Consider the following 16,522-nt stretch of genomic DNA (forward strand, 5'->3'; position numbering starts at 1 on the left):
CTTCCGGACCCCGACCTATGGAATCCAACCGCGCTCCGTCACGCCACGTCCGGAAGTCCGCCGTCGCGATCGAGTACCAACCGGGCCGGGAGACCCCTCCCTGCGTGACGGCGCAAGGCCGGGGGGTGCTGGCCGAGCGAATCATCCGGGAGGCCAGGAAAGCGGGCGTGCCGGTCAGAGAGGATCGGGACCTGGTCGAGTTGCTCATGCAGCTCGATCTGAACGACTGTATCCCGCCATCCCTCTATCAGGCGGTCGCCGAGATTCTCTTTTTCGTCTACCGTCTGAACGAACGATGGAAAACGGACCACGGTTTCCGGGCGACGACCCGTGGAGGAGACTGATGGGAGCCAAGCGGACCGGCCTGACGTCGAGCCTCGTGCTGTTGAGCCTGGGATTGGCCCTCGGGGCCTGTGCCGGCAAGAAGGTCCCTCCCTCGTCGTCGGCATTGCCCTCCTCCGTCTCCCTCCCCAGGGCGACCTCCAGCCAATCACCGGCTGCCCGGTTCCCCTCCTCGCTGGTGCTCTCGGTCCTCTATTTCGACGATCGGACGAGGACGGCGGATTTGGCATGGTTGCGCAAGGGGTTGCCGGACATGCTCGTGGCGGAGCTCGCCAGGGTTCCCAACGTGATGGTGGTCCAGCGGGAACGGCTGGAGGAAGTCGTGCGGGAGCAGGCGTTCCAGTTGTCCGGCCGGGTGGCCGATGAGTCGGCGGTTCGTATCGGGCGTCTGGCTGGAGCGACCGTGCTCGTGACGGGGAGCGTGACCCTGGCCGAGGGTCTTTTGCGCATGGACGCCCAACTGCTCGGGGTGGAGGAGGGAACGGTCCTGGGGGTCGCCGGCGCGGAAGGCCGTCCGGACGAGGTTTCGACCGTCGCCCGCTCGCTCGTGGGCAAGGTGATCGAGCTCATTCCGGCGGCCGGGGAGCGCCGGACCGTGGCGACGGGCCCGGACCAGAGCTTCGCACCGGCGGCCAAGGCCAATGACGCGGGTGAGACCCTCAGTCGTGAGGGAAAACTGTTTCAGGCGCTGGAGGAATTCGAACGGGCCCTGGCCGTGGACCCGGCCCATCCGGCGGCAAAATCCAATTACGCCAGGACGGTCCGAGGCCTGTCCGGAGCGGAGCTGGTCGGAGCCGACCAAGCCCCAGCCGACGATCGCCGGATCGTCGCCAGGGTGGTGGAGCGCATCCTGGGATCCGGATTGGAGGTCGAGGTCAAACAGGTCCGAACGGAGCGGGCGCGAGACGGGTCGGCGACGGTGGTGGTCCCGGTCCGACTGAGATTGAATCCCTCCACCCTGGATGCGGTCGTGGACTCGGCCAAGACCCTGGGCGGAACCGTCCAGTCCGGGCAGGGCCAGACCGAAACCCTCGATGTGGCCCTGTCTTCTCGGGCCGAGTTGAACAGGGAATTTGCCAGGGCTCTGGAAAGCCCGCGCCGGATCTTTCTACGGCTCATCTCGGCGGAGGGACGGACCATCGGCGTCTTCTCCCGCCTGAAAGACTGGCAACTCTCCAACTGGGTGCTGCCGGTGGAGGACCGGCTGCGGTTCGAGAGAGGGAAAGTGCTGGATACGGAAGCCCCGTTTGCCAGCCTCTCCCTTTCCCAGATGGGGAGTCTGGCCGGGGTCAAGGTCACGGTGGATCCTGTCTCGCGTGAACGGGCCACGTTGCGCCTGGAGGCGTCGGACGTCCGGGATGAAGCCCCCGAACGAAGACGTCCGCTGCTCCTGGGCGAGAGGCCCAGGGGAGAGGTCGCGGAATCCGAGCCGATCCACCCGAGGGGGAGCGGGCCTGACCCCATGGATCTCCAAGAAATTAAAGATTTGCGATCAGTTATGGAGCAGGCCTGGAATCCCCCGATCACCGAGCGTTCCTGGGGCAGAGGGTACCTTCCGAGCAACGAGCGGACGGCTGTCGTCCTCACGACGGTTGGCATTGGTGATCGGCAGGTCAAGGAGGAGCCCCGGCTGCTTCGTCCCTCTGGTGACCAGGGGTTTGACCAGGCGGCCCTTGCCGCGGTCAAATTCGGGCTGCAGCAATGGAAGGAGGCCAGAGTCTCCGGCGTCGGGTCGGCCGGTGCCGCGAGCGTCGGCGATTCACCGGCTCAGGCCGGATCCGGAGTGCCGAATCGGTTGAAACTTCGAATCCAGTTTCGACTCGTCAAGGACGTGCCGGCTCTGAACTTCATCGGGCCGTTGGGCTCGGAAGATCAGAAGGGCTTGTCGCTCGGCCCGGGATCTCCTGGCCGCTTTCCGGATTGATGCGATGGGCCGCGCCAATTCCTTGACGTTCTCCATGTAAAATCTTGACGTGGTCTGTTGACGGCTTGTTGATATCGAGTGGATCGGCAAATTCCATGCCGATCATTCCTTGCCGAGAAATGTGTCTCCGCTCATCTTCTCGGAGAATGCCGACGAGATCGAATCGACTCCATCTCCTCGTCCTGCTTACCGGTTTTCTCGATCGTGAGTGATCGGCCTCGTACAAGATTCCACCAGGCTCAGTCCATGACCGACCTTGGCAAAGACCTTGCTTAATCCCCATGGCCGTGCCAAGTCGTTTTTTTGTAAAAAATTGGGTGGACAGGCTCCGGCATTTTCTATATAAGGAAGCGCGGGTAGTGATCTGCGGGCGCAGTGACTTTTCTCTTTACGGACTTTTCCATGCGCGCAACCGGCCCCCTCTGCCCGGCGCCCACCGTCTTCCCGCCCCCGTTCGCCGAGTCGCACCGCTCCGGATCGGGAACCGATTTGAAGCTGCTGGCGGTTGACCCCGCACAATGACGAGTCCCGTAGAGGATCTTCGATGAGCCAGCCGCACATCGTTGTCGTTGATGACGAGCCAGCCATGCGGGACATCCTCGGCGAATTTCTGCTCGACGAGGGTTACCAGGTCACGGCGGTAGAGGATGGGGAGGCGGCCGTTCAGGCGGTCAAGGACAGTCCCGTCCAAGTCGTGGTCACGGACTTGATGCTGCCGGGCATCGACGGGTTCAACGTCATGGAGCGGGTGCTCCAACTGAACGCCCAGATCGCCTGCATCGTCATGACCGGGTACGGCACGATCGAGAGCGCCGTCAAGGCGATGAAGGCCGGTGCCGTAGACTTCATCACCAAGCCTCTCCAGTTGGACGCCGTGTCGGTGGTCATCAAAAAAGCGTTGGATTTCCAGCAGCTTCGGCAGGAAAACCTGTTGCTGCGCAAGACGGTGCGGGAACGGTACAGTTTGGATCACCTGATCGGGGCGAGCGAGGCCATGGGGGCCGTCCACGAATTCGTTGAAAAGGTGGCGGACAGCGACAGTACGGTGCTGATCCAGGGGGAGAGCGGAACCGGCAAGGAACTGGTCGCCCGGATGCTGCACTTCAACAGCCTCCGCCGCGACCGACCGCTGGTGCCGGTCAACTGCGGAGCCATCCCGGAAAACCTCTTGGAGTCCGAGCTGTTCGGCCACGAGAAGGGCTCGTTCACCGGCGCGCTCACCACCAGGATGGGGCGGTTCGAGCTGGCCCACGGCGGCACCCTCTTCCTGGACGAGGTGGGGGAGATGAGCATGCCGCTCCAGGTCAAGCTCCTGCGAGCCCTCCAGGAGCGGTCGTTCGAGCGGGTCGGCGGCAGCAAGACGATCCGGGTGGACGTTCGGATCATCGCCGCCACCAACCAGGACCTGGAGCAGGCCGTCCACGAGCGCCGCTTCCGCCAGGATCTCTACTATCGCCTGAACGTGATTCCGCTGACGATTCCTCCTCTCCGCGACCGCCGCAGCGACATCCCCCTCCTGGCCGAACACTTCCTGCAGCGATTCAATGAGCTCAAGCGAGCTTCGGTCAAGGGCGTGGATGCGGCCGCCATGGACTGTCTGGTCCACTATTCCTGGCCGGGGAACATCCGCGAGCTGGAAAACTTGGTCGAGCGGCTGGTCATCCTGAAGAAGACCGGGACCGTCACGGTGGCCGACCTGCCGGAGAAGATCACGCAAGGGCGTTCGACCTGGGCGCCCCCAGCCTTCGCCAACGGGCAGGAGCCGGAGCTCTTCAACGGGACCGGCGTGGATCTCGTGAAGGCCATCGAGCTGTACGAGAACCGCCTGATTACGGAAGCCCTGCGGAAATCCAACGGCGTCACCAGCAAGGCGGCGCAGCTCCTGCGCGTGAACCGGACCACGCTGGTGGAAAAGCTCAAACGCAAAGGGCTCGACGCCGGCAAGGTGCAGGGAGAGCTTTTCGGGCGTGATCGCTCGGCTCCGCCGTCAACGATTTGACCCGCCGACCTCCTGCCTTCTTTTCCGTTTGACGCTCTCCGTTGGACTCCTTCCGTTGATCCGTCCCAACTCCGCGTAACTCCGTCGCCGAGTCACGATCGCGGCGGGCCCGGCCAGGGGCATGGAAGTTGCTGCGCCCATCCGTCATGCGCAGCCGAAATTCCCTCGCCTCGGTGCTTCTGCTCGGGATCATGTGGAATCCGCCGCTCGGAGGGCCGATCAAGCAGCCGGCGCCTCCGCCTCACGAAGAGGACGTCCTCGGGTTGAAAGGTCCGATCCAGTCGGCCGAGCCGAGCGCGCGTCTGGGGTTGCCTGAACTGCCGGACGGCGGTCCTCGGTTCGAGACCCCCGTGCAGGGACCGGGAGCGGGGCTGTTCGAGCAAGGGGTCGCGGCCAGCCGGCGGAAGGACTTCCGCTCGGCCGAGCAGGCTTTCCGGGCTCTCCTTCAGCAGCACCCGACCAGCCCCCTGGCCGTGCCGGCGCGGGCCTTCCTGGCCGATCTGCTGGTCGCCGGCAGGGTGACGAATCGGCGCCGCCTGGAAGCGATCGAGACGTACCGGGCGCTGATCCGTGACGTTCCGCACAGCCCCAACGCGGCACGGGCCTACTGGCGCATGGGCGATCTCCTGGCCGACTTGGGGATGCGGGTCGAAGCCCAGGGCACCTATCAACTCGGGATGGATTCGACCAGCGGGGCCGACGCGGACCGGGCTCTCCTGGGGCTGGCCGTCAATTTCAGGGCGTGGGGAAAGTTGAAGGAGGCCGAGCAGGCCTTCCAGCGGCTTCGCCAACAAGCCGGTGATGAGGAGATGCTCAGGTACGCGGTGTTCGGGCTGGCCGACACGCTCCTGGGCCTCCAGCAGCTCGCAGCGGCGGAGGTCGAGTACCGGACCGGGGCTCAGCGCTGGCCCGAGTTTCTCCGACACCGTCCCCTTGCGCTCCTGCGCTTCGCCGATACGGAGGCGGCGCTTGGCCGGGAGCAGGAGGCCCGCCGGCTGTACACCGAGTTCTACAACCACTATCCCCGATCGTTGGAAGCTCCCGCGGTGCTGGTGCGGATCGGGGACGGATTCCGGCGGGCCGGCATGAAGGGCCAGGCCGAGCAATTCTACGCCGACGCCATCGTCCGTCACCCCGGTTCGACCGGCGCCTCCACCGCGCGCATGAGGCTCGCGGAATTGGGGCTGGAGCTGGCGACCGCCGACAAGGAGCACGCGCTGCAGTACCAGGTCCGGGGGCTCTTCCGGATCCGGCCGGCTCCCAGCGTCGATTCCGGCGAGCGACGCAAGGTATTCCGCGCGGTCGCCAGCGCCTACAAGGACCTGCTGCTCGGCAGCGAAGCCCTCTATCACCTGGGGGAGGATTTCGAACTGCTGCAAGACTGGCCGCAGGCAGTCCGCGTCTATCGCGAAGTCGTCGCCCGAGACGGCCGCTTTCCGGACGATCCCTGGCCGCCCCTGGCCGGACACCGCCTCGCCGTGATCCTGGAGCCGCGCATCGTCGAGGCCCTGAACACCGGCGACGATTTCACGGCCGTCGTGCTCTACCATCAACGGGGCGAGTTCGAGAGCCGACCCTTCGTCACGCCCGAGACCCTGCTCCGGCTGGCTGCGGCGCACCAGCGGCTCGGTTTCTCGACCGAGGCGGTCAAGCTCTACCAGACCCTGCTCGTGAACCGTGCCGCGTCGGACTTGCGCGAAGAGGTGCTCGTGGGCTTGGGGCGGAGCTACGTGGACCAGGAGGATTTCACCGCGGCGCGACAGGTTTTCACGCGTTACCGGCTGCAGTATCCGGCGGGACGCTGGCAGGGGGAGGTGCTGCAGTCGCTTGCGCAGATCCACCGGCGGAACGGCGACTGGGAGGGGACCGTGCGCCTGTGCCGCAACTGGCTGAAGCGGTATCCCTCCCATCCGGACCGGCCGACGATGCTGTTGCTCCTGGCCGAGGCGCTGACGGAGAACGGGGAGGACGACGAGGCCCTGCGCGCCTACGGCGAGGCGGACCGGGCGGGATTCCTGTCCGATCCGGCCGCGCTCATCCGCTACGCCGATCTGTTGGCCCAGGCCAAACGCTACGACGAGGCGGTGACTCGGTACCGCATGGCTCTCCGTGACCGGATCGCTCCCGCTCAGGCCGAGTGGGTCCGGCTCCAACTGGCCAGGGTCCGGCGGGCTCAGGCCTACTATGCGGATGCGCGCGCGGTCCTGAAGGAATTGGGGGCGACCGCGGGGGACGAGCTGGTCGCCCGTCTTTCCGCCTCCATGCGGGCCGATTTGTCGCGGAAAGGAGGTTCATAGCCATGACCCGGAACGCCGTAACCGAAGCCGGCAACCTCGACCTCTTGCGACACGCCTTCCACAGCTTCGACCAGGCGGCGCTGACGCTTCAGGAATCCTACCAGGCGTTGACCGAACGGCTGGAACGGCTGGATCTGGAGCTGGCGGCCAGCAACGAGGCGCTGCGCGTCAACCTGAGGGAGAACGAGGAGATGCGCAGCCACCTGTCGGCGATCCTCGAATCGCTGACCACCGGCGTGATCGTCTCGGACGGTCGGGGCGCCGTCGTCCGCTGCAACCGGAGCGCGGAGCTGCTGCTGGGCCTGTCCCGTGGTCGGATGCTCGGGCAGCCGCTGGAGGCGCTGCTGCGCGACGCGGGGCTGGACGGGAGCACCTACCCGTTGCTGGCTCCGAGCGGCACCCCCGTGTCCCTGTCCCGCGCCGCCCTCCGAAACGCGGCGGGGGAGGCGGGCGGCAGCCTCGTGCTTCTGCACGACATCTCGGCGGTTCGCCGGCTCGAGGAGCAACTGCTGCGGCGGGACCGGCTGGCGGCCATGGGCGAGATGGTCGGCCGGATCGCCCACGAGATCCGGAATCCCCTGGGGAGCGTCGAGCTGTTCGCCTCCCTTCTCCGGAAAGACCTCCGGGACGATCCCCGTCGGCGCCAATATGCGGAGCACATTTCCATGGCCGTCCAGGCCATGGACCGGCTGCTCGCCAACCTGCTCGTCTACACGAGGCCGGACCACCCGGCCAAGGACCGTCACGAGCCGGCCGCGCTCGTGAGAGACGCGCTGACCCTGGCCGCTCACGCGACCGCGCGGGGCCACGTGGCGATCGAGGTGCTGGTGACTCCGACGGTCCGGACGATCTGGTGCGACGGGGACCAGTTCAAACAGGTGCTGGTGAATCTCATCCTCAACGCGGTGCAGGCCATGCCCGACGGCGGGACCCTGCGCATTGCCGTCGCTCCCGAGCCGGCCGAGGGGCCGGAGGCTCCGGAAGTCCGGATCGCGGTCTCGGACACCGGGACCGGGATCGCCCCGGACCACCTTCCGCGCCTGTTCGATCCGTTCTTCACCACGCGGGAGGATGGAACCGGCCTGGGGCTGGCGATCGTCCACGCGATCGTGGAAGGGCACGGGGGACGGATCGAGGTCGAGAGCGAAATCGGGCGCGGGACCACCTTCACCGTGCTGCTGCCGGGAGAGGCCGGATCGCGGGCTGAGTGAGATCTCCGTTGCCCGAGGGCGAGCAAGAGAAAATGATGGGCTTCAACCTTATCCGGGCTGGAATCCTGTAGACCTAAGCGATGGGTGAGCGAGCGTCGGTGATGAGATCGCCATTGCCTGTAAACGAGCCAGGGACGGAGGGCCTATGCAGGGACTGTCGTTGAGCGGTGCGGGCGCGCGTGAGGCGCGGTCGGTGCTGGTGGTGGACGATGAGCCGTCCATGAGGATCGCGTTGACCGAGTCGCTGCGCCGGAACGGCTATGGGGTCGCGCAGGCGAGCGACGGGCGGGAGGCGCTGGAGCGGCTCGCCCAGTGCCGGCCCTGGCTGGTCCTGACGGACATGAAGATGGCCCGGCTGAGCGGGCTCGACGTCCTCAAGGAGATCAAAAAGCGCTCCCCGCAGACGGCGGTGGTCGTGATGACGGCCTACGGGACGGTCGAAACCGCGGTCGAAGCCATGAAGCACGGAGCCCGCGACTTCCTCCTGAAGCCCTTTGCGGCCGAGGCGCTCGAACAGGTGCTGGCCAGGCTGGAGGCCGCGGACGTGGACGGGCCCCCGGCTCCGGAGGGGGGCCGGGAGGTCCGGACGATCCTGACCCGGGACCCGGGGATGCGACGACTGCTCGGCATGGCCGAGACGGTCGCCACCAGCCTGGCCACCGTGCTCGTCAGCGGCGAGAGCGGGACGGGCAAAGAGCTGCTGGCCCGGTACATTCACAGCCGGAGTCCCAGGGGGCACCGTCCCTTCATCGCCGTGAACTGCGCGGCCTTGCCGGACGGCCTGCTCGAAAGCGAGCTGTTCGGGCACGAGCGCGGGGCCTTCACGGGCGCGTTGATGCGAAAGCTGGGCAAGTTCGAGATGGCCCATACCGGCACCCTGCTCCTGGACGAGATCAGCGAGATGAATCTGGCCCTGCAGGCCAAGCTGCTGCGGGTGCTTCAGGAGCGGGAGGTGGACCGGGTCGGAGGGCGGGACCCGATCCGGGTGGACATCCGGGTGATCGCCACCACCAACCGCTCGCTCCGGGCGGAGGTGGAGCAGGGGCGGTTCCGGGAGGACCTCTACTACCGTCTGAACGTCTTTCCGCTCGTGCTGCCGCCGTTGCGCGATCGGGTCGCGGACATTCCGCTGCTCGCCCGCCACTTCGTGAGCAGCGCGGCGGCCCGGAACGGGCTGCCGGCCCCGGTCCTCTCGGAGGCCGCGCTGACCGCGCTGGCGGAGCGGCCCTGGAAGGGCAACATCCGGGAACTGGAGAACGTGGTCGAGCGGGCGGTTCTCCTGGCCGGGGGCGGGACCATCGAGCCGGAGCACTTCCGCGTGGACGAGGGCGGGCTTCGAGCGGCCCCGGCCGGACCCGATGTCGTCCGGCCGGCCGGCCAGAGCGGGCCGCCGCACCCGTCCGCTGCCTCCGGTCCATCCGGAAACGGCTCCCTCTGGGAGATGGAACGGGATCTCATTTTCAGGACCCTCGCCGGCGCGAAGGGAAACCGGACGCACGCGGCCAAGATCCTGGGGATCAGCATCAGGACCCTGAGGAACAAGCTCCGCGAATACCGGCAGCTCTCCGGTCAGGAAACATCTTCTCCGGAAGGGGAGGTCGGCAAGGATTGACCGGGCCGGGAAAAAACAACCGCGTGGGCGCCGCGGCCCGTTTTCATCGCTCCGGATCGTGAGCCAGGCCCGCGCGGGAACGGTGGAACACCGCTTGCACAGTTTGGCCAGGCTGAGGCGAGGGGGAGGCCATGAGAATCTTCGACAAGACCATGAACCTGCTGGAGCAGACGCTGGACCTGCGCGCGGCCCGGCACAAGGTGATCGCCACGAACATCGCCAACGAGGAGACCCCCGGATACCGGGCGAAGGAGCTGCACTTCCTGGAGGCCCTCTCGGCCGCCGTCCGCCGCAAGCCCGCCGGGGGGCTCACGGGGACGAATCCCCGCCACTTCGGGGGGCGAGCGGAAGGCGTGCCGAGGGTCGCCGGCCGCGTGGAGGATCTCCCCGCGCCGGAGCTGCCCCTCGACGCGAACAGCGTGAATCTGGAATTCGAGATGGCCAAGCTGGCCGACAACGGCATCAACTACAACACCTCGGCGGCCATCTTGTCGGTTCGCATCAAACAGTTGCTGGACGTCATCCGGGAATCTCGCTGAGAAAATCGTCACGCGTCACTCGTCACGAGGAGGGAATATGGACCTGAACGACAGCATCACGATTTCGGTCTCTGGGCTGGATGCCCAACGGCACCGGCTCAACGTGATCGCGAGCAACCTCGCGAACGCCCAGACCACCCATTCCGCCCAGGGGGGGCCGTACCGGCGGCGGGACGTGGTGTTCCAGCCCGCGCCGGTCGAGCCGAAGTTTCCGCGGGCGCTCAGGCGGGCGGGGTTCGGGATCGGAGAGCAGGCCCTCCAGGGAGTCCGGGTGGCGCAGGTGATCGAGGACCAACGGCCGGGGCGGGCCGTGTACGATCCGCAGCATCCGGACGCCGACGCGCAGGGCTACGTGCTTCTGCCCAACGTGAACGTCATGGAGGAGATGATCAACATGATGTCCGCGTCCCGGGCCTACGAGGCGAACGTCCAGGCCATCAACACGGCGCGGACGATGTGGAACCGGGCGCTGGAAATCGGACGGTAGACCAACGATGAACGCGGAATGCTGAACGTGGAACGGCCTGTCGTCGGTATTCGTCGTTCAGCGTTCATCATTCATCGTTGAGGAGTGAGGAGGCTGCAATGGACGACATCCGCATCAAGCCGACTCTGCCCGTTCCCGTCGGTGAGGCGGCCGGGGCCGCAGCCGGCCCGGCGCAGGCCTCGGGCTTTCTCGGCACGCTCAAGGACGCGATTTCGAAGGCCAACGAAATCCAGCTCGAGGCCAGCCAGTCGGTGGACCAGCTGCTGACCGGCGAAAACCAGAACGTGCACCAAACCATGGTGGCGTTGCAGAAGGCCGACGTGACCTTCCAGTTGATGATGCAGATCCGCAACAAGATCGTCTCCGCCTACGAGGAAATCCAGCGGATGCAGGTCTGATTGGACAGGCTAGGGGCCAGAGGCTAGGGGCACGAGGGGGTTCCCCGCGCCACTTGCCTCGCGCCTCTCGCCATTTCGAGGAATGCTTATGCTGGCCAAATTCACTGAACTCCCCTTGATCCGTCGGCTTGCGATCCTGGTCGCGCTGGGCGGCGCGGTGGCCGGGCTGGCCGCCATCGCCCTCTGGAGTCAGCAACCCGAGATGCAGGTGCTGTTCGCGAACCTCTCTCCGGAAGATGCGGGCGCGATCGTCGAAAAGCTGAAGGAATCCAAGGTGCCGTATGAGATCGGAGCCGGCGGCGGCTCGATCCTGGTTCCCGGCAGCCAAGTTCACGACCTGCGGTTGCAGCTGGCCGGACAGGGGCTCCCGCACGGCGGCGGGGTCGGGTTCGAGCTGTTCGATCGCACGACCGTCGGGATGTCCGAGTTCGTGCAGAAGCTCAATTACCGTCGGGCCCTGCAGGGGGAGCTGGCCAGGACCATCGCCCAGATGCCGGAAGTGGAGCGGGCCCGCGTCCACCTGGCCGTGCCGGAGCGGCGCCTCTTCAGCTCCGAGCAGGACCGGCCGCGCGCGTCGGTCGTCCTGTCCCTGCGCCGGAGCGACGGGCTCAGCAAGTCCCAGATCCAGGGGGTCGTGCACCTGGTGGCCAGCAGCGTCGAGGGCCTTCAGCCGCGCGACGTGACCGTGGTGGACGGGCACGGCCGCCTGCTCTCCGAGACGGCCGACGACGGGCCCGCGCGCCTGTCCGGGTCCCAGCTCGAATACCAGCGGTCGGTCGAAAAGGACATCGAAGCCCGCATCCAGTCGATGTTGGAGCGGATCGTCGGCGTGAACAAGGCCGTGGTCCGGGTTTCCAGCGTCCTGGACTTCCGTCAGGTGGAGTTGACGGAGGAACGGTACGATCCCAACGGCCAGGTGGTGCGGAGCGAGCAGCGGAACCAGGAAAAGTCCAACGGCTCCAACGGGGTGGCCGGCGGCGTCCCGGGCGTCGCCTCGAACGTGCCGGCCGGGCAGACTGCCATTCCCGCCCCCGCGCCGCCCCCTCCTCCGACCCAGACGAGCACCACGAGCAGCCAGACCAAGAACGAGACCATCAACTACGAGATCAGCCGGACGGTGTCCCGAATCGTCGAGCCCACCGGCACGATCAAGAAGCTGTCGGTCGCGGTGCTCGTGGACGGGACCTACGAGGCGGGCAAGCCCGGCGCCGAGCAGGCCGGAACGGGCGCCACCGAGAGCGGAAGGAAGTACGTCCCCCGGTCGGAAGCGGACATGAAGCGGATCGAAGAGATCGTCAAGAAAGCCATGGGGTACTCGGCGGAGCGGGGCGATCAGGTGGAAGTGGTGAACGTGCCCTTCGGCTTCGAGGCGGAGGAAGGGCCTGGCACCTCGGCCGAAGCCTCACCGTCGGCGGCGGCCGCCTGGGCCCCCTACGTCCGCTACGGCGTCGCCCTCGTCCTCTTCGTGCTGGTGTTGTTCTTCGTGGTCCGGCCGATCCTGGGGACCCTGACGGCCAGGCCCGCGGCGGTGTCGGCCCAGGGCGCGATGGCGCTGCCTGGGGCGATCCCGCCGGGCCTGCCCGGCGCATTGCCGATGACCGTGAGCCAGGTTGAGGCCTCGATGGCCGGCACGTTGGGCGGGGCGGCCCGCACGCAGATCGTGGACATGGCGCGGGGCAACCCGCAATCGACGGCGCTCGTGGTCAAGCAGTGGCTGAAGACGAAGCAAGAGGAGGAGCATTGATGGCGTACGGGCTGAACGGGGAGGAGAAGGCCGCCATCCTCCTGCGCGCGATCGGAGAAGACGCGGCGGCCTCGGTCATGAAGTACCTGGACCCCAAGGAGATCCGGAAGCTCGGCGCCCACATGACCGGTCTGTCCAATTACACCCGCTCGCAGGAGGAAGAAGTCATCAAGGAGTTCGAGCAAGCCTCCAACAGCGGGGGGGTCGGCTTCGAGGGCAAGGAGTACATCAAGACCGTTCTGACCAAGGCCCTGGGACCGGACAAGGCGGAACGGATCATGGAGACGCTGACCTCCACGAGCTACCCGGGGCTGGAGTCCCTCAAGTGGCTGGACCCCCGCTCCGTCGCCCAACTCATCAAGGTCGAGCATCCCCAGACGATCGCCGTCATCCTGGCCCATCTGGACCCGGACCAGGGCAGCCAGGTCATCGCCGCGCTGCCGGACAACCTGCGGGCCGACGTGGCGCTGCGGCTCGGCACGATCGAGGACGTGCAGCCGGAGGTCCTCCAGCACCTGAGCGAGGTCCTTCAGGAGGCGTTCAAGCTCGGCTCCAAGACGAGGGGCCAGAGCATCGGCGGAGCCCAGATCGTGGCCGACCTGATGGGGCGGTTGGACAAGAAAGTCGAGGGCAGCATCATGGGAAAGATCTCGGAGCAGGACCCGGAACTCGCCGAGACCATCCGGGCGCTCATGTTCGTCTTCGACGATCTGATCAAAGTGGACGACCGCGGAATCCAGGAAATGCTCAAGGAGATCAGCAAGGAGGAACTCCCGATCGCCCTGCGGGGCGCCAACCCGGAGGTGCGGGACAAGTTCTTCAAGAACATGTCGAGCCGGGCCTCCGAAATGCTCAAGGAGGACATGGAGACGCGCGGACCGGTCAAGGTGAGCGAGGTCGAAAAGGCCCAGCAGAACATCCTCAAGATCGCCCGGAAGCTGGAGGAGGAGGGGCGCCTCGTGATCGCCGGGCAGGGGGAGGCGATGGTGTGAGCGCCCAGGATTTCGCCCTCATCCTCAAGTCGAACGGGCCGGACGCGGGGCCCCAGTACGAGATCAAGGCCCTTGCGGCGCTGTCGGCGGGTGCCGAGGCGCCGGCGGAGCCGGACCGATTCCGGGAGGCCTACGAGCGCGGAGTCGCGGAGGGGCTCAAGCAGGGCCAGGCGGAGACGGCGGCTCTCCTGGAGCGGCAGGGCCAGCTCCTGACCGCCCTCATCCAGGAGTTGCAGGTCATGCGCGACTCGCTGCTCCGGGACGCCGAGGAGCCGGTCGCGGGGCTGGCCCTCGAGATTGCGCGCAAGGTGATCCACGAGCAGGCGCCCGCGCTGCGGGACGCCATCGTGGCGCAGGCCAAAGACGCGATCGCCAAGGTGCGCGAGGGGGGGCCGGTGAAGGTCCTCGTGCATCCGCACGACGCGCCGGTGCTGGAGGAAGCCCGCGAGGCGGTGGCGACCGCATTCGAAGGCAGCGTGACGCTGCAGGTGGAGCCGGACCCGAGGATCTCCCGGGGGGGCTGCCTCGTGGAGACCCCGGTCCGTCTGGTGGACGCCCGGATCGAAGCCCAGTTGGCGCGCATTGCGGAGGCGCTCAAGCAGAAGGGCAGGAAGCCGGAGGGAGCCGATGTACGGTGACGTGCTGGACCGGATCGCGACGGTGGATCCGATCGCGGTGCGCGGCCGGATCGCCCAGGCCGTGGGGCTGGTCATCGAAGGGTACGGGCCGGTGAGCTCGATCGGGGAGCTGTGCGAGATCGTGCCGGAAGACGGCGGGGACCGGGTCCTGGCCGAGGCGGTCGGGTTCCGCGACCAGCGGGTGCTCCTGATGCCGCTCGGCGAGATGCGGGGAATCGGGCCGTCCAGCCAGTTGATCATGCAAGGACGGTCCGCATCCGTCCCGGTGGGACCCGGGCTCCTGGGGCGGGTCCTGGACGGACTGGGCGCGCCGCTGGACGGCAAGGGGGCGGTCGGGGCGGTGGACGACTATCCGCTCTATGCGACGCCGCTCAACCCGCTGCACCGCCGTCGCGTGAGCCAGCCGATTGATCTGGGCCTCCGGGCGATCAACGGGTTTCTCACCTGCGGGCGGGGGCAGAAGGTCGGGATTTTCGCCGGCTCCGGGGTGGGCAAGAGCGTGCTGCTCGGGATGCTGAGCCGGAACACGACCGCCGACGTGAACGTGATCGCCCTGATCGGAGAACGGGGACGCGAGGTCAACGAGTTTCTGGAGCGGGACCTCAAGGCCGACGGGCTCAAGCGGTCGGTCGTGGTCGTGGCCACGTCCGACCAGCCGCCGTTGGTGCGGATCCGGGGGGCCTTTCTGGCGACGGCCATCGCGGAATACTTCCGGGACGCCGGACGCCAGGTCCTGCTCATGATGGACTCCCTCACGCGCGTGGCCCACGCCCAGCGGGAGGTGGGGCTCGCGATCGGCGAGCCGCCGACGAGCAAGGGCTACACCCCGTCGGTGTTCACGATGCTGCCCCGGCTGCTGGAGCGGGCCGGCACCTGCGGCGGAGCCGGCACGATCACGGGCCTGTACACGGTGCTCGTGGAAGGCGACGACCTGGCCGATCCCGTCGCGGACGCCGCCCGATCCGTGCTGGACGGGCACATCGTCCTCTCCCGGGAGCTGGCGGCGCAGAACCACTTCCCGGCGATCGACGTCCTCCAGAGCGTGAGCCGCGTCATGCGCGAGGTGGTCGTCCCGCAGCACTACGCCGCGGCCAGGGCGGCGTTGGAGGCCCTGGCGCTGTACCGGCGGTCCGAGGATCTGATCAACCTCGGCGCGTACAAGCCCGGCGCGAACCAGCGGCTCGACCGGGCCGTGGGCGCCATGCCCGCCATTGCGGCCTACCTCCGGCAGGATGTCGAGGAAAAGGCCGGGTTGGGCGACTCGGTGACCGCGCTGCTCAAGCTGGCGGAGAGCTTCAAATGAACGTCGCGGCCTTGCGAAACTACCGGGCCCAGGTGGCGGATGTGCTGAAGGCCGAACTGGCGGAGCTGGAGTCCAAGCTGCGGGCCGCCGTAGACGGGCTGCGGCTGTTGGACGCCAGGGCCGAGAGCGACGCCCGGCGCTACCTCGCCGACGCCAAGACCGGCCTGACGACCGAGGAGGTCGCGGATCGGTACGCCACGATGGACGCGCTGGCGGACGCGATCCGCAGGACCCAGGCGCTCGTGGCCGAGGCCCGCGCGCAACGTGATCGGAAGCTGGCGGAAGTGCTGGAAGCCTCCCGCGAGAAGCGGAAGCTGGAGCTGATCGAGCAGCGCCAGGCCAAGCGGGCGCGCCTGACTGAAGAGCGGCGGGGTCAGCAGACGCTGGATGAAGCGGCCGGACGCCGGTTCCATCGGGACCGGGAAAGGTAGCCGTGGCGAACGAGAACCGGACACGCCGCCTTTGGGACGGTCTTCTGTGGGGCCTGCTCCTGCTGGTGATGGGAAGCCTGGGACCGACGGCGAGCCCGGTCTGGTCCGAGAGCCAGCCCGCCCGGTCCGATGAGCCGCCCAAGGTGCTTCAGGCCCAGGCGGGACAGGGCCCGGTCGTTCAAGGGCCAGCCGTGGAGACCCCGCGGGAAGTCCTGGCGATGCTCGACCAGCGCAAGCGGGTGCTCGAGAAAAAGGAGGAGGCCTTGCGGGCCCAGGAGGCCCGCCTGGCGACATTGAAGAGTGAGATCGAGCAGATTCTCACCAGGCACGAGCAGGCGGTCAAAGCTGCGGAAAAGGCGCGCCGGTCCACGGACCAGACCGAGTCCGAGGCGCGGAAGGCCGGCCTCGCTCAGTTGGCCAAGATGTACGAGACCATGTCGCCGGAAGAGGCCGCGGCCAGGATCGAGAAGATGCCGGACCAGACGGCTCTGCAACTGCTCCGCGCCCTCAAGGGGAAGACCGCCGGATCGATTCTCGCTCAGGTGAAGCCGGCCAAGGCCGCCAAGCTGACCCAACAGTTGATCGCGAAACCATAGCCGTTTCTT

At 67.3% G+C, this 16,522-nt stretch carries 15 protein-coding genes; all 15 read left to right on the plus strand.

The features are described 5' to 3' along the window. The first annotated feature begins 17 nt into the window (after nucleotides 1–17). The 15 genes from AB1411_01910 (at nucleotide 18) to AB1411_01980 (ending at nucleotide 16,513) form a co-directional block, all read left to right on the plus strand. Nucleotides 18–344, plus strand: coding sequence for an EscU/YscU/HrcU family type III secretion system export apparatus switch protein (locus tag AB1411_01910; protein ID MEW6542344.1), 327 nt, complete (start codon nucleotides 18–20; stop codon nucleotides 342–344). Continuing rightward, nucleotides 344–2,266 carry a CsgG/HfaB family protein gene (locus AB1411_01915; GenBank protein MEW6542345.1) on the plus strand — a complete coding sequence of 641 codons (1,923 nt, stop codon included), beginning with the start codon at nucleotides 344–346 and terminating at the stop codon, nucleotides 2,264–2,266. Before AB1411_01910 ends, AB1411_01915 begins: the two co-directional genes overlap by 1 nt. A gap of 544 nt (nucleotides 2,267–2,810) precedes the next feature. Further along, entirely contained in the window at nucleotides 2,811–4,265 is a 1,455-nt protein-coding gene (locus AB1411_01920) for a sigma-54 dependent transcriptional regulator (GenBank protein MEW6542346.1), read from the plus strand. A 146-nt stretch (nucleotides 4,266–4,411) separates the two neighbouring features. Then, nucleotides 4,412–6,562 (plus strand): tetratricopeptide repeat protein, encoded by a 2,151-nt coding sequence (locus tag AB1411_01925; GenBank protein MEW6542347.1) that lies wholly within the window; start codon nucleotides 4,412–4,414, stop codon nucleotides 6,560–6,562. 2 nt (nucleotides 6,563–6,564) lie between these two features. After that, on the plus strand, nucleotides 6,565–7,773 hold the full coding sequence (locus tag AB1411_01930; GenBank protein MEW6542348.1) for an ATP-binding protein: 1,209 nt from the start codon (nucleotides 6,565–6,567) through the stop codon (nucleotides 7,771–7,773). Between the two features lie 145 nt (nucleotides 7,774–7,918). After that, nucleotides 7,919–9,385 carry a sigma-54 dependent transcriptional regulator gene (locus AB1411_01935; GenBank protein MEW6542349.1) on the plus strand — a complete coding sequence of 489 codons (1,467 nt, stop codon included), beginning with the start codon at nucleotides 7,919–7,921 and terminating at the stop codon, nucleotides 9,383–9,385. Between the two features lie 131 nt (nucleotides 9,386–9,516). Further along, nucleotides 9,517–9,924, plus strand: a complete 408-nt coding sequence (gene flgB, locus AB1411_01940) for a flagellar basal body rod protein FlgB (protein ID MEW6542350.1) — start codon at nucleotides 9,517–9,519, stop codon at nucleotides 9,922–9,924. 37 nt (nucleotides 9,925–9,961) lie between these two features. Beyond that, nucleotides 9,962–10,411: a flagellar basal body rod protein FlgC gene (gene flgC / locus AB1411_01945; protein MEW6542351.1), complete on the plus strand. Its 450-nt coding sequence runs from the start codon at nucleotides 9,962–9,964 to the stop codon at nucleotides 10,409–10,411. A gap of 98 nt (nucleotides 10,412–10,509) precedes the next feature. After that, nucleotides 10,510–10,809, plus strand: a complete 300-nt coding sequence (gene fliE / locus AB1411_01950; GenBank protein ID MEW6542352.1) for a flagellar hook-basal body complex protein FliE — start codon at nucleotides 10,510–10,512, stop codon at nucleotides 10,807–10,809. An 88-nt stretch (nucleotides 10,810–10,897) separates the two neighbouring features. Continuing rightward, complete coding sequence (gene fliF, locus AB1411_01955) at nucleotides 10,898–12,553, plus strand: flagellar basal-body MS-ring/collar protein FliF (protein ID MEW6542353.1); 1,656 nt, start codon at nucleotides 10,898–10,900, stop codon at nucleotides 12,551–12,553. After that, entirely contained in the window at nucleotides 12,553–13,545 is a 993-nt protein-coding gene (fliG, locus tag AB1411_01960; protein ID MEW6542354.1) for a flagellar motor switch protein FliG, read from the plus strand. The genes fliF and fliG overlap by 1 nt, the downstream gene beginning before the upstream one ends. Continuing rightward, on the plus strand, nucleotides 13,542–14,183 hold the full coding sequence (locus AB1411_01965) for a FliH/SctL family protein (GenBank protein MEW6542355.1): 642 nt from the start codon (nucleotides 13,542–13,544) through the stop codon (nucleotides 14,181–14,183). The genes fliG and AB1411_01965 overlap by 4 nt, the downstream gene beginning before the upstream one ends. Further along, the gene (locus AB1411_01970; protein ID MEW6542356.1) at nucleotides 14,173–15,486 is read left to right on the plus strand and encodes a FliI/YscN family ATPase; all 1,314 of its coding nucleotides are present in this window, start codon (nucleotides 14,173–14,175) and stop codon (nucleotides 15,484–15,486) included. The genes AB1411_01965 and AB1411_01970 overlap by 11 nt, the downstream gene beginning before the upstream one ends. Then, nucleotides 15,483–15,917 (plus strand): flagellar FliJ family protein, encoded by a 435-nt coding sequence (locus tag AB1411_01975; GenBank protein ID MEW6542357.1) that lies wholly within the window; start codon nucleotides 15,483–15,485, stop codon nucleotides 15,915–15,917. Before AB1411_01970 ends, AB1411_01975 begins: the two co-directional genes overlap by 4 nt. Before the next feature lie 2 nt (nucleotides 15,918–15,919). Further along, nucleotides 15,920–16,513, plus strand: coding sequence for a hypothetical protein (locus AB1411_01980; protein ID MEW6542358.1), 594 nt, complete (start codon nucleotides 15,920–15,922; stop codon nucleotides 16,511–16,513). Nucleotides 16,514–16,522: the final 9 nt, after the last annotated feature.

This window comes from Nitrospirota bacterium, assembly GCA_040757595.1.
Taxonomy (GTDB): domain Bacteria; phylum Nitrospirota; class Nitrospiria; order Nitrospirales; family Nitrospiraceae; genus JBFLWP01.